The organism is Leptothoe sp. EHU-05/26/07-4 (genome assembly GCF_043421015.1).
GTDB lineage: Bacteria > Cyanobacteriota > Cyanobacteriia > Phormidesmidales > Phormidesmidaceae > Leptothoe > Leptothoe turfae.
Genome location: NZ_JAXSQV010000004.1, coordinates 1285755 through 1299790 on the forward strand (window position 1 = coordinate 1285755; position 14036 = coordinate 1299790).

The window sequence follows — 14036 nt, forward strand, 5'->3', positions numbered from 1 at the left end:
TCATTACTCTATGGCACCAATCAGGGTAAAAGCAGCCCAGGCAGCCGGATCTTTATACTGTTCACGGGTTGCCAGCATTGCCTGGCGCAGGGCTTGGGCGTTGTCTAACGCCTGGCGCTGTCGGTAAAACTCAATCATCAGCTGGGCAGTGGCATCATCGGGCACCTGCCATAGGGAAACCATGACATTATTGGCTCCAGCTGCTAAAAATGACCGAGATAGACCAATTACGCCATCGCCGGTAATTTGCCCACGTCCAGTATCACAGGCACTGAGCACCACCAAGTCAGCCTGTAGCGATTGCCCGAGTATTTCTTCGGCGGTGAGGAAGCCGTCCTGGTTAGCCGTGGGGGCAAAGGCCAGCGAGCCTTGCAAAGGATTGGATTCATTAAAGAAACCGTGGGTGGCCAGGTGAATCAGCGATGCGGTGGACAACTGTTGTTTAATTGCCGTTTCTGTCGCTGCCTCACCGATCAGTGCCGATGTAGACAACAGATCAGCAATGCCATTGGCTTCGATACCGGCGTGGGGCAAGGGCTGTAACCGTTGGGGCATGGGGCTAGGATTGCCCACCACCAGGGGTTGACTAGCAACCGCCTCGTTATCGCTGTCACTGGTTAACCCTAGAACCTGGATGGCTGGAGCTGTGAGAATGGTGTGATGTTCAATTAGGTCGCTGCCATCTTTTGCCTGAAGGGCTGGAAAGGGCACCAGGAAAAGCTGCTCTTGGGGAACAAAAACAACTCGGGCATTGGGGTCGCTGGGCAGCAAATCTGCCATGGGCTCAATTAATAGCTGGTATAGATCTTGCCAATGCTGACGCTGGGTCAAAACAGTTGCAAAGGCTGAGCTATTAACTTTATAAACTTCGCTTAAGGGCACAACCGGGTTAGGCAGGGCAAAGTCTGGGTGATTGAGGGTGACCGTGCGGGCACGAGGATCGATGGTAACAACCCCATAGGGAGCCCAATCTTGGGGATCGCCTTCACGGCGCACCTGATCGCCAGGGCGAATTGCCAAAGAGCGACTGGGTTCAAAACCACCACGAATGCCGCTGCGATCGCGACTGGTCTCCACCAGCTTCACCAAGGATGTCCCCTGGGTCTGTAATGACGCCTCCAAGTCCACCTGTCGCAGATGCATGTCTCCTGTGGGCTGCACCACCCAGATATAGAGCTGCACATCCTCCGGTTCCACCCTGGTTTGCACCGATGCCCCATGGGGCGTATCTGCCACCTGGTCCCGAATAATGGTGTATGCCACCAGGGTGGAGTTTTGAGCCCTGGCGATTTGCTTCATCTGCTCAATGGACGGCGGTGTGATCGGCCCGGCCTGGTTGGGATTTACCTTACCCCTGGCAATCAGCTCAACAAAGGCTCGGGCGCGACCCCGCTCAGAAATTTCCAGGGCCGGCTCTAGTTTGTTTTGGGTCACCAAAACTTCTTCTAAATTGCGATAGGCCGCCACCTGGGTTTCAAAAATTGCCACCTTAAAGGCATCATGGGTGCCCAGACCGGCCCGCAGAGATTCCCAAATCGTGATGGCATTGCGCAGCACGTCTTCTGCCTCTGGCAACCGGTTGAGATATAGCAACGCATTTCCCATATTGGTCAGGGCAATGCCTTCACCCAACCGTGCCCCCAGCCCTTGGGCAATGGCCAAACTCTGTTGCGCATAGTCATAGGATTGATCATAGCCTTGCTGATAGGCATAGGTCGTACTCAACCCCAACAACATTTGAGCTGTCTCCAGGTGATTGTTCAAATCATCGGCCAGGGCCAGACCCTGCTCATAGGCAGCAATCGAACCGGCAAAATCTCCTTGGATCGCATAGGTATGGCCAAGGTTGCCATAGGCCTGCATTTCACCATAGGTATCCTTGATGCCGCGAGAAATATCCAGACTGGTCTGTTGATAGTCAGCAGCACGGTCATACTCTTTTTCGGCAAAGTAAGCGTTACCTAAATTACGGTAGGTCAATGCTTTCCACTGGGGTGCTGTTTCAATGGGCATCTTATCCAGGCTGCGCTGGTAGTAGTCAATGGCAGTGGCATAGTCGCCAAGGGCTCCATAGACTGCGCCAATTCCCCCCAAGGCAATGCCCTGTTGGGTCGCATCATCCAGCTTGATGGCTTTTTCTAGCTGTTGTTCATGAAAATCCAGGGCGGTTAAATAGTCCCCCACCACAAAATGGGAAATGGCTAAATTATTGAGGGAATAGACAACCCAGGCGGAATTATCTAACTCAATAGCTTTGGCCAGGTTTTGCCCATGGCAGTGGATCAGCCCTTCGTAAACCGTCTGGGTACGGGCTGAAGTCATGGCAATCTCTTGCGCCTGGGCCTGACAGCTTTCTAACCCTTGGGGAGGACCCACAACAGTATTTGTATTGAGATGAGTGCCCTCTGGCGTATTGTTGTCTGGTCGTCTGGCCAGGGTTTCCGACCCAGGCACCCCGGGGTCGGGGGACGTACCCGGTTGACCCGGAGCAGAGGGCTCAGGTCCGCCTGGGTCGGCAGGCACATCGGTAAGCTCTGGATTTGGCAGAATAATCGGAAAAATATCGGTTGTCGTGCCTGGGTCACCGGGGAGACTGGGAAGCGGATCATTGCCCCCCGGCGTAAATTGCAACCCTAGGTTGGGCAAAAAGCCAGGATTAATGGTGCCGGACGTGGGTACCCTGTTCTCAGGTAAAATCGACAAATTTCCGACAATCAACAAGGAAGCTTCTGGCAGAACGGCTCCTAAAATAGTCAACTCTTCCAAAAGAGGCGATTGGGCCAGCGGCATGCCCAGCACAAAGGTTTGTTCTTCAGGTGCTAAGGCGGGTAGTGAGGGGGCTTGAGCCACTCCTAAGGTGGGATCAAGGGGAAGGTCGATGGTTGGAGGAATATCTGTTAAAGCGACAGAAACTGGCACTGCGGCTGACTGAGAGACGCCATCACTGGCACGCAGGGTAAAGGCCGTAATTTGTCCGGTGGCATCAGTGGGGGGAATAAATTCTAAGGTATCGGTGAGTGCGATCGCATCCCCTGGTTGCACTGCCACCCCGTTCAACAACAATGTCCCCGCTGCAATCGACGCTATTTCGAAAGTGATATTGTCGCTGTTGCTGTCGGTCACCGCTGGGTTTAAGTCAGCTAGCGTGAATGTTAATGCTTGATTAGCAGGCGTATCTGGCAGCTGAATATCAGCACTCAGGGTGGGTGGAGCATTCACCGACGTGACCGTTACCCCTGTGGCTGGATCAATATTGGTATCGTTACCCCCATTGGGTAAAACCGGGGAAGAGACTCCACTGAGAACACCATCGGCAATAATATTGCCCGCAGTGCCATTTTCAGAGGCATCTCCCACGGTAAAGGGCACATTGTCAGGGCCGCCATCGTGTTGAATTTGTACGGTGCCGTTCCCCGTTAGCCCCGTGGTTTGAATTGTCGTGCCAGGGGTGACTTCGCCTGTTCCTTGCACCGTACCGTTGGCCGTCAGCGTCACATCCCCACCAGCCCCAACACTCGTCCCGGTACTACTGGCATTAATGGCTTCAAAGGTAATATCACCCTCAGACGTTACATTCACATCTCCACCGTCTGCAAAGGCCGCTGTAGTATCGATATTGGCCAATTGCACCTCAGCCCCGGTGACATTAGCAGTCCCTCCATTGGTGATCAATTGAGTCCCGGCGATGGCGGTGACACCACCGGTACCGTCACCATTGGCATCTGCCGTCACAATCAGGTCTCCACCATTGGTGTCAATAGTGCCTACTTGGACCGCTTCGCCAGAAATGTTGGCATCTCCACCAAAATTTTGCAGCTGAGCCCCCGGATTGGTAACCACTGAGCCGGTGCCATCACCATCAGTGTCAGCCCCAAGGGTAAGGCTACCGTCAGCGGTGACATTGCTATTGATATTGATGTTGTCTCCAGCCTGAAAATTTAAGTCACTGTCAGTGACAATGTTGCCGTTAATGTTGATGTCATTATTTGCGATCGCACTTAACCCCACATTAGTGTTGACATCAGTACTAAACGTGATGTCGTTACTCGCCTGGAGCTCAATATTGGCATTGGCATTGTCTAAAGCAGCAACATCGATCCGGGTGGTATTACCTGCCCCCAAGTCAGGGTCGCTAACGTCATCCACATCCCCCAGATTATTGGTGTCACTTCCAGCCGCCACCACTTCGATATTGGTGGGGTCCAGCAAGAGTGTTCCTGTAGCGCCGTTGGGTGCTGAGGCGTCTACCTGTCCCACAAATACCAGCGAATTACGGCCAGAAATCTCAACAAAACCGCCATCACCTGTGGCACTGGTAACCCTGGCCTCACCTGAGAAATGAGTATGGTCATCGGCCCACACAATAATTTCGCCAGCATCACCGATACCATCAGCCTGGAGTTGAGAACTGCCATCAACAAGGGTACGAGATGCATTGGGTACATTACCCTGCCCCTGGAATCCACCTCCAACCCGCACATTTCCTCCAACACTACCGGAGGCATCGACATCAGCACCCAGAAGAGACACACGCTCACCCAGCAGCGCAATGTGTCCACCCTGGTCACCGGCAGTGCTCACTTGCCCTGACACTACAGTACTTCCCGAAAGCAAGGGTACTGTGCTAGATGTCGTTTGAATCTTGACCGTACCGTCAACATCTGTCACTAATGCTAAATTGTTTGCTCCCAAAGAACCACCGGTCAATAATTCTGGCAAACTCAGTGGGTTTAAAGATTGTGAAGTATCTGCCGTGGGCAAAGCAGAAACCTCTAAACCCAGCAATGTATCTGCTTGATTAATGCGGACCAGCTTTTCTCCCGGCACAGCCAGCAAAGTAAGGGTGCCATCGGCTGCCGACAATTCTCCTCCATTGACCACCGTCCCCCCCATGAGCGTTATATTTTGCCCGGGTGTAACCGATAACGTGCCCAAATTCACAACGCTGCCCGGTTGCTCAGCACTAAACCCAAACTGGTTGGGCGCACCCACCAGAAGCGGGTAATCCCCGGTAGAAAGCGCATCCAGCCACTCATCCCCAAACCCAATGCGATCCGCCGTAGTGGCCGTAAAATCACCATTGAGATTTAGCGCTGCATTAGCGCCAAAAACAATCCCTGCCGGATTGATCAAATAGAGGTTCGCATCGCTGCCACTGATCTGTAGTACACCATCAATCAAGGAGACATTACCACCGCTCACATTGCCCAGGATATTTTGAATCTCTGGACTAGCAATAAAGTTGGCGATCTGGCCTTCCGTGAGGCCAAATTCTTGAAAACTATGGAATAGGTTGGCACCATCGCCAGACACCTGACCACCGGTAATGTCGATCTGGGTAGCACCAGGATTGACAACAGTACCCACATCGGCAGACCCAGGCGTAATTGCCTGAGCCAACAGTGTGTCTGTCCTTACCCCATTGCTAAAGACGGGTGATGTGGAAGACGTTTCTGCATTGATCGGTTTGACATCAGATAGGGCAGACTGTCCCAATTCGAACAGAAGTGGGGGGTGCGGAATGTTACCTGGCAGTAGAACAACTGGCAACATGGGAGAAATCTCCAGTTATGAAGAGAGTCTTAGGAGAAGCTATTGATCAAATCCGAAAGTAGATATTGGAGAGACGTTGCATGCAATGCCTGTATATCTAAGCATGGAATCTGATGAATTTTGTTTCCTTGAAAGAGTCGTTAGGGTGTGAGTGATGGGTAAAGTCTCAATGGGAATAAATGAGTAGATAAACAGAGAGAAAGCAGCGGGCCTTTCTCTAAAGAGATGTGGATAAGTCTAGTTCTGTATCCGTATGGGGGCAATCGGCAGCTAAACAACAATCGATCGGAGCCGCCTCCATCAGATGATCGAGCTGTACCATAGGATGGGTTAATAAACTCTGCCACTGCGCCGTCCAGGTGTCTGTTTCAGGAAATGTCAAACGCCAGGTGAGTAGAGCATCAACCGTGTCATACCAGAGACCATTGGCCGCCAACAGTGATGGCTTTTCGTTATCTGATGTAGCAGCTAGGGCTGTTTGTAGCTCGTCACCAGGGGCACGATGCACAATCATACCATCCGAGGTTCTCATCCCCCGCTGTGGAACTTGCACCGTACTAAACTGCTCACATTCCAGGCTCACCTGCCAGCGATAGGGACGATTGACTTCCAGAGCTGGTGCCGTATCTGGCAGTGTGTAGAGACTAATTCCTGGCCCTGCAATCTGTTCAAATGTTGCCTGATGAAGAATCTCTCCTGAACTCTCGTCTTTAAGTTCAAATTTTAAATGGGTGGCGGGGGCATTTACGTAAATGCCAAAGGTGGGACGCGCCGCTAACGTTTCTCCCCAGTTAGTCTGGGTGGGTTGTACCGCAGTCAGATCCCCACAGAGTCCAGCCCGGCTCAAGGCATTACGCGTGTGTGACGGTGCACCACGGTTGGGAGGATTATAATTAACAGCGGTAAGCTCAGGCTGAAGCACAGACTGACCCATGGCTGGAGTAAACAGACTCAGTGCCGCCACAGGCGCAGCAAACAAACTGATTAAACGAGTTGAATACTGTTGTTTGGCCATGGGTAGATTCTCTCTCTGTATACGTTTTAACTACGATGGTTTGGGTGCTTTTCCGGAGTTGTTTAAAGTATCGTTGTTATGGCTTGCTGTTTTGGACCCATGGGCTAGGGCGATCGCACCCACATTTGTCCCCACTAACCCTAGGGCCGCTGGCACTAACGGCACCCACAACCCCATGGCAAACAGGCCCCAGCTCGTGCCATAGAGCACAATTACGGCCCCGCCCAGACTGAGTAACCAACCTGGCCAGACTCGCGGTTTAACGGTTAGCCCTATGCCTGCAAGCGTCCACACCGTGATCCACAGTCCGTCACTCCATGCGGGCAACGTTTGCAACACCGATAAGTCATCCAGTGCTGCCGCTGTCACATAGTTGAAGATCTGGGCATGAATATCGATGCCGGGTAGAGTTTCTTGGGGCCATTTTCCTGCTCCAATCGGGGTCAGAAAATACTCCGTCGGATTGGACGTCGGCGCACTCATACCGAGTAATACAGCACGAGTCTCTAAACTTTCTAACGAAATCTCATCCGAGAGTACTTCCGTCAGGGTTATCCGCTGGGCAATATCAGAATTAGGTGAGTACTTTAACAGCGTTTGAAAACCACGACTATCAATGTCTTGATAGCCACCGCTACGATCTTCTAGGGGCGTAAAAATAGCCGCACCCAGCTGTAGCCGATCACGATCCAGATTTTCCGGCTGAATCCCCAAAGCATCTAAATAATGTAACGCTGTGAGCATGGCCAAAGACATCCGACTCGTACAGAGGCTGGTGGTATCTGGCTGGGCAAACAGCAGCTGCCGCCTCAAAATACCATCCGGATCAGGCACCACATTCCCAAAGCCTACTCGGTTTTCCGGCATACTAGATGGGGGGCCTATGCCAGATTTATTGGCGTCACCGGCCTGGCCAAAACTACAAACAGCCACCAGATTATCCTGTTGCTGAAAATGCTGTCCTAAGGGCCCTGATTCCGGGGTTACCCGGTTACGAGCAATATCAAAACCGATAACGTGTGGTTGATACGGCAGCAACCGATCAATCACCTGCGCCAACACATCATCGGGAATGGGGTACCCATAGGTATTGACATCAGCTTCTGTAACCTCGACAACAAGCAACCGCGAGTCATCAATGGTTTGGGTCGGCTGCTGTCGCATGAACCGATCGTAGGCCAGCAGCTCTGCCCGTTGTAACCCACCTGTCCAACGCAGTAGGCCAACGGCAGCGGTGACTACGGCACTGATGGTCAACAGAGTTTTAATCGGCAAACCACCTACTTTAGGGATAGTCCTAAACCGATGGGGCTGAACAGGCGCAACATCTGCCTTGGCCAGCTGCGACCAGCGTTTGGGCAGAGTTGGATTGACCTGAAAGATAATTGGTAACCAGCTAGCACAGGGAAACCGATCTTCCAGCCCCTGGAGTCTTTCCCTTGCCTGACGAGCCGCTAGGTAAAGGGATTCACCCGCCACAAAAGCATCTAAAAAGTATTTCAAAAATGTTTGAGCAACCCGATCAGGTACAGGTTCACGCATCAGAATCATTTGTGGCAAACCGAGGGGGGCCAGGGCTGACGCCAGACCTAACCCATCGCAAGCGTTAAAAATCGCTAGCTGTAGTCCCTGTTTAATCGCCTGGCGTAACCCATACTTCAGCTCATCTAATGTGAGACTTTCTTGAGGGTTAATATAAATCGTGCCTGCCCCCGACTCAGTGCGACCATGACCGGCAAAAAAAAGTAAGTCCCAGGGTTGTTCCCACAGCTGATCGGTAATCTGTTGTCGCTGGGGTTCCACCAAAAAAGTCACCTCAGCCCCAGGAATCGTCTCCAATAGCTGACGATCTGCGTCTACATCAATGCCACTGCTATCACCGAGAATGGCTAAAATTTTAACGATCTCCTGTGGGGTTTCACGGTCTTCGCATCGTTTAATCGTGGGCGTGCCCAGGGCCATCTCCACCTTCGGATAGCGATCCACTAACTCCCACAAGTGCCAGGGTAGATGGTGCAAATGCCCATTGGTTGTACGCATTACCATCCGCACCGTATCCGTTGGGCTCAGCTCTTCTCGCAGCGGTTGATCAATCGAGGCAAACGTGGATGATTGTAACCAGGTTTTAAACTGCTGATCCAGATGTTTAGCCTCCTGCTGACAGGCATCAACCGTATGCAGAGACCCCACATAGGTGATTTCTACTGGCTGGATGCGCGAGGGTGTATCTAGGAGACGATAGCTATCTTGCCACTTTTGCAGCTGTTGCAACAGCTGGGGATTGGCAGGCAGAGAGCCAATGGCTTCGATATCTGGCCGAGCACCCTCTTCGCCAATCTCTAGAAGCACGTGAAATCCAGTGGTGGCGATATCACCCTCAAGTTTTAGAGTTACCAGTTTTTCGGTCATGGGTCTGGGAGAGGGATGGGCAGGATTCTAGCGAAGGGAACACAGGAGAGGGGGAGTTTTGGGTTCTTAGTTCTTAGCTGTTTGGTAGGTACTCCCAATTAGCTATCAGATATCCAGGCCCCCTTCCGTTTCCAAGACGTTAAACGGTTGGTTCATATCTTATAAAGGATTGAGCTAGCCTACTTAATTTTGAGCTAATAACTATTTGGTAGGTGCGATCTAAGTAAACAGCTCGAATTCAAAATTCAAAATGCTCAGCAAGCTTAGAAGAGCAAAGCTCTACAAAACTCAAGACTTTCTAAATAATGAAGGTCTCAGCAAAGCTGGCATTTTGCAATGCGACTCTAAGGCTAAATTGTTCGCCGGGGCTGCCGGTAAATTTGAGCTGAATTGCTTCCGTGGCTCTGGCTTCGGCCTGCATCACGTCTTGGTTGTCGGCATCTAGAACACTAAGTTGTAGCTGGGGAGGCAGGTAAGTTTGTTCTTGCGTACAGTAAACCTGCACCTGAATCTCTGTTGAAGATTCGGATAAGGGCAAAAGACCCAGGGCAAGGGTGACATCTTGGTCATTGAGACTAATGCGTTTGCAACGGCCAATTACGCCTTCTCCCAAACCTGTTGTTTGGTTTCTGAAGGCTAGGCTGGCTGGGTTAACAAAGCTGTCTAACGCTTGCCAACTGTCATCGGCCAGGTTTTGTAACCACTGGCTGAGCTGGGTAATTTGTTCGCTGGCCTGTTGGGTCGCTCGCTGCATCCTCTGTTGAGCCATAGACGGTGTGAGCAACTGCGAGAGATCTTCCATGGGCTGCAGCTGCGCTAGGGGAACTGGCTCAGTGGCTTCGCTAACAAATCCAAGCAGGGTGGCCAAGCGTAAATTGTTGTCGAGTTGTACAGCGACATAGCCAATGCGATCGCAACTGACCTCAGGGGCAATGGTCAATTCAGTTTCACCCGGTAGCACCGGGCAACATTCCAGCTGCCCCTGGTCGGCCACTGCTAACCCCGCTGTTCCCAATAACATTTGCTGCACCGGGTTAAGACCATCGCTAGCGTCTATATCGGGCTCGAACCCCAGACATTCCAAGTAAAAACGAGTGGCATAAATAGCCAGCGTATTGAGATAAACCTGCTTGCCTTTCTGCGGATTTGACTGATTTTTGCGGAATTGTTCGGCCTGGTGATGAGGTTCTAAGGAGAGGGGGACTGTAAAGTCCGAAGGAGGAGGGGAGGTGTTCATGGCGTGTGTCTCACAAGTGGGCAAGCGTTTAAGCGAGTTGTTGAAATAAGTCTGGTAGATTGGGTCTAAAGCAGCTCCCGGAATTGATCCGAAAACTTGTCACAGCAGCGCTGAAAGAAACTGCTAAGGGTGGGGATTTTGATATCAAACTGGGTCGAAATCTCTTCCCAGCTTTGGTCAGCGAACCGAGCTAGGGCAATGGCTTGAAAGCTAGCATCCGGTCGCTTACGAATGTGTGTGGATTTGAATACGTCATCGCGGTCGGCCGCGATATAGTCCTGGACATCCTTCGCCAGGGTGGATGTCGGTTCTGGCTGAGAGAGCCGCTCCAGGTCGTTCAGGTTAGGCAATTCATGGGTGTTGCGATCGCTAAATTGCCGTCGGCATTCGATCACCATGCGGTCTAGCCGAAAATTCACCCAGTTCATAAACTTTTGCGCCTGACCCCGCTCTGGGTCGTAGGTGTCAATTTTTTGACACACATACACCAAGGTGCGGTTGACGGCTTCTTCATAGAGCAAGTCATAGAAAGAAGGCGAAAACTTGGCCCGGTGGGGATGGGCCAGCCTACCACTGGCCCGAATAGCCTCCACTAGCTGGAGGAGGGCATGCTGCCGTAGAGGGCTAGGATTGGGCTGGCCTTGGGCTTCTAGGGCCAGACCTTTGAGTAAGGGGTCAGTTAGGGCATCTTTAGTCGCCTGGGCCCGCAATTGATAGCCCCAGTTGGGGTCAGTGTCTAGAAGGCTCTGGTCGAGGCAATCCTGTAAAGCCTGGGTGAGCTGTTGGTGAATGCGATCGCAAATTTCCTTATAGATACCGGTCAGGGGCTGACCTCGGGGGGGGCGTCCTATTTTTCGCGATCGCATCATCGTTTCAACCAAATCAGAGAATGCGCATTCAGCCTCCCCTGGTGCTTGCCCCTGGAGAACCAAGATAAGTTGCTTAAAATGCGATTCCATAGACGATCTTGGTGAAATGTAATTCGAGGGTTCATGTAACCTCCTCAAGATTATCGACTCGTTTCTCCATAACTCGTTAAATTCGATCATTTTTTATGCAAAATGCAATATTTTTCGATGATTGCCACCCTTACCCATCGAAAAATATTTTCTGAAATCCATCAAAGCCTTGCATAGCAAAGGAAATGGCGATCAAGAAAAAACTAATTTCAAAAAAACTAATTTTTTTGCATAAAACCCATTGCAACGCCACGAGTGACTACTGAACGGAAAGAAAACAGCACCAAAACAAACCTGTCAACTTCTTTCCAAAATCTTGTAAGTCTTCACCATTCAGGAGAACCCTTCCATGGCTTTAATTAACGGCACCCCTTTTAATGACAATTTAGTGGGCACAAATCTAAATGACATCATCAACGGTCTCGCAGGCAACGACAGAATTCGTGGTCTCGCAGGTAACGACATTATCTTTGGTGGCTTAGGCAATGACTGGATCGACGGTGGCCTAGGCCTTGACCGTATGGACGGCGGTGCTGGCATTGACACCCTAGATGTGCGCTTCTGGAACGGGGCCTATGTGCTTAACATGAACACAGGGGTGACCAACTACGCTGGAGAAACCGCCACCAACTTCGAGAATGTTTTCACAGGGGCAGGTAACGACACCATCACCGGTACTGCTGGCAACAACGTCATCAGCACTGGCGCAGGCAACGACCGTGTATTTGCAGGTGCAGGCAATGACACGATCTACGGTGGCCCTGGCAACGATGTGCTCCGAGGTGAAAATGGCAATGACCGCATCTTTGGCCAAGCCGGTAACGACTGGATTGACGGTGGCCTAGGCCTTGACCGCATGGATGGCGGTGCTGGCATTGACAGCTTAGATGTGCGCTTCTGGAACGGGGCCTATGTGCTTAACATGAACACAGGGGTGACCAACTACGCTGGAGAAACCGCCACCAACTTCGAGAATGTTTTCACAGGGGCAGGTAACGACACCATCACCGGTACTGCTGGCAACAACGTCATCAGCACTGGCGCAGGCAACGACCGTGTATTTGCAGGTGCAGGCAATGACACGATCTACGGTGGCCCCGGCAACGATGTGCTCCGGGGTGGGCACGGCAATGACCGCATCTTTGGCCAAGCCGGTAACGACTGGATTGACGGTGGCCTAGGCCTTGACCGCATGGATGGCGGTGCTGGCATTGACAGCTTAGATGTGCGCTTCTGGAACGGGGCCTATGTGCTTAACATGAACACAGGGGTGACCAACTACGCTGGAGAAACCGCCACCAACTTCGAGAATGTTTTCACAGGGGCAGGTAACGACACCATCACCGGTACTGCTGGCAACAACGTCATCAGCACTGGCGCAGGCAACGACCGTGTATTTGCAGGTGCAGGCAATGACACGATCTACGGTGGCCCTGGCAACGATGTGCTCCGAGGTGAAAATGGCAATGACCGCATCTTTGGCCAAGCCGGTAACGACTGGATTGACGGTGGCCTAGGCCTTGACCGCATGGATGGCGGTGCTGGCATTGACACCCTGGATGTGCGCTTCTGGAATGGGGCCTATAACCTCAACATGATTACAGGGGTGACGAACTATGCCGGTGAGACTGCCACTAACTTTGAGCGGGTCTACACTGGCGCTGGTAACGACATTATCACCGGTACTGCTGGAGCTAACTATATCCACACAGGGGCAGGCAACGACAGCGTCTTTGCGGGCGCAGGCAACGATACTGTGGTTGGTGGCCTTGGCAATGATGTGCTACGCGGCGAAGCAGGCAACGACTACCTGTTGGGTGATCGTGGTAACGATATCCTAGTCGGTGGTCTCGGCAACGACCGCTTGAATGGAACAACTCTTGCTGCCGAAGGCACCGGTGAACGCGATATCCTGTTTAGCGGCAGCACCAATGACACTGACGTCTTTGTTCTAGGTCAAAATGGTCGCGTCTTCTATAACGACCAGGGCAATACTGACCATGCCGTTCTGCGTGACTTTGATGCCTACAACTTTGTTGGAGATATTGCTGACAGAATTCAGCTAGTTGGTAGTGCAGCCTCTTACTCCCTATCTAACGTCTCAGTGAATGGCGTAGCCGGTGCTGGCATTAGCTTTGGTGGAGACCTAATTGGTATTGTCCAAGGTGTCAATGCCGCTAGTCTCAACCTAGCTAACACTAACCAATTCACCTATGTCTAAGTTCTCCTTGACTGGTGTGTGACGAGTTCAACCCATAAGCGTTGACTGTAACAGCCGATCGGTAGCTCCGATCGGCTTTTTTTGTGTCAAGCTAGGCATCTCTCTAGGCGATTTCTCGGTGCTGTGTGCGGCTGGCTACAGATTTTCTCACGCTTCAGTCGTATAAGAACCCATAGAAGGTGAATCAGTAAAGAGCATATTTCTAAAGCTAGGACTAAAGCTAGGAAGTTGGGGCTAAAACACTCAATACAGGGAGTCAAAAAGAATGAACTACATCATAAATGAAAGCCAAAAAAGGAAAATCATTGATGCACTTAGGTTTGCAGCTGACATAGGCAATGCTAGAGCGGCACAAGATTGGAATAAATTGGCCGACTACCTAGAGGTTTTAGAGTCTGAAAAACCCCAAACCGACCAATTACTATCTGTTTCATCCCCCTCTAAGCCGCCAGTCGCTACACCCCAGTAAGTGACTGGCGCTTGGCAATTGTCTGTAGCCATTTTCTACCAGGCGCGATCGCATCTTAGAAACCACTTAGTTTCCATAACGCCCCTGACCCTCTCGTTTTGGTTTATCAGGGGCTTTTTCATGTGATTTAAAATTGCGCTCTGCTCCACAGCCATACTTGTGTTGAACTCACT

6 protein-coding genes are annotated in these 14036 nt (G+C 51.5%); 1 reads left to right on the forward strand and 5 read right to left on the reverse strand.

Going from position 1 to position 14036, the window contains the following annotated elements; translation table 11 throughout:
- Positions 1–3: 3 nt before the first annotated feature.
- The 5 genes from U2F10_RS18470 to U2F10_RS18490 form a co-directional block, all read right to left on the reverse strand.
- Positions 4–5553 carry a CHAT domain-containing protein gene (locus U2F10_RS18470; protein WP_499872978.1) on the reverse strand — a complete coding sequence of 1850 codons (5550 nt, stop codon included), beginning with the start codon at positions 5551–5553 and terminating at the stop codon, positions 4–6.
- 217 nt (positions 5554–5770) lie between these two features.
- Positions 5771–6568, reverse strand: a complete 798-nt coding sequence (locus U2F10_RS18475; protein ID WP_499872979.1) for a DUF928 domain-containing protein — start codon at positions 6566–6568, stop codon at positions 5771–5773.
- Positions 6569–6598: 30 nt separating this feature from the next.
- Positions 6599–8977 carry a CHASE2 domain-containing protein gene (locus tag U2F10_RS18480; RefSeq protein WP_499872980.1) on the reverse strand — a complete coding sequence of 793 codons (2379 nt, stop codon included), beginning with the start codon at positions 8975–8977 and terminating at the stop codon, positions 6599–6601.
- Between the two features lie 298 nt (positions 8978–9275).
- Positions 9276–10214, reverse strand: a complete 939-nt coding sequence (locus U2F10_RS18485; protein ID WP_499872981.1) for a DUF1822 family protein — start codon at positions 10212–10214, stop codon at positions 9276–9278.
- 65 nt (positions 10215–10279) lie between these two features.
- Positions 10280–11173: a hypothetical protein gene (locus U2F10_RS18490; protein WP_499872982.1), complete on the reverse strand. Its 894-nt coding sequence runs from the start codon at positions 11171–11173 to the stop codon at positions 10280–10282.
- A 349-nt stretch (positions 11174–11522) separates the two neighbouring features.
- Between U2F10_RS18490 and U2F10_RS18495 the strand changes: the two genes are divergently transcribed.
- Positions 11523–13394 carry a calcium-binding protein gene (locus U2F10_RS18495; protein ID WP_499872983.1) on the forward strand — a complete coding sequence of 624 codons (1872 nt, stop codon included), beginning with the start codon at positions 11523–11525 and terminating at the stop codon, positions 13392–13394.
- The last annotated feature ends 642 nt before the right edge of the window (positions 13395–14036 follow it).

What these genes read in the sequence shown, in the direction of transcription:
- U2F10_RS18480 (WP_499872980.1), bottom strand. Translation starts at nt 8,977, where the DNA reads ATGACCGAAAAACTGGTAACTCTAAAACTTGAGGGTGATATCGCCACC.
- U2F10_RS18470 (WP_499872978.1), bottom strand. Translation starts at nt 5,553, where the DNA reads ATGTTGCCAGTTGTTCTACTGCCAGGTAACATTCCGCACCCCCCACTT.
- U2F10_RS18490 (WP_499872982.1), bottom strand. Translation starts at nt 11,173, where the DNA reads ATGGAATCGCATTTTAAGCAACTTATCTTGGTTCTCCAGGGGCAAGCA.
- U2F10_RS18485 (WP_499872981.1), bottom strand. Translation starts at nt 10,214, where the DNA reads ATGAACACCTCCCCTCCTCCTTCGGACTTTACAGTCCCCCTCTCCTTA.
- U2F10_RS18475 (WP_499872979.1), bottom strand. Translation starts at nt 6,568, where the DNA reads ATGGCCAAACAACAGTATTCAACTCGTTTAATCAGTTTGTTTGCTGCG.
- U2F10_RS18495 (WP_499872983.1), top strand. Translation starts at nt 11,523, where the DNA reads ATGGCTTTAATTAACGGCACCCCTTTTAATGACAATTTAGTGGGCACA.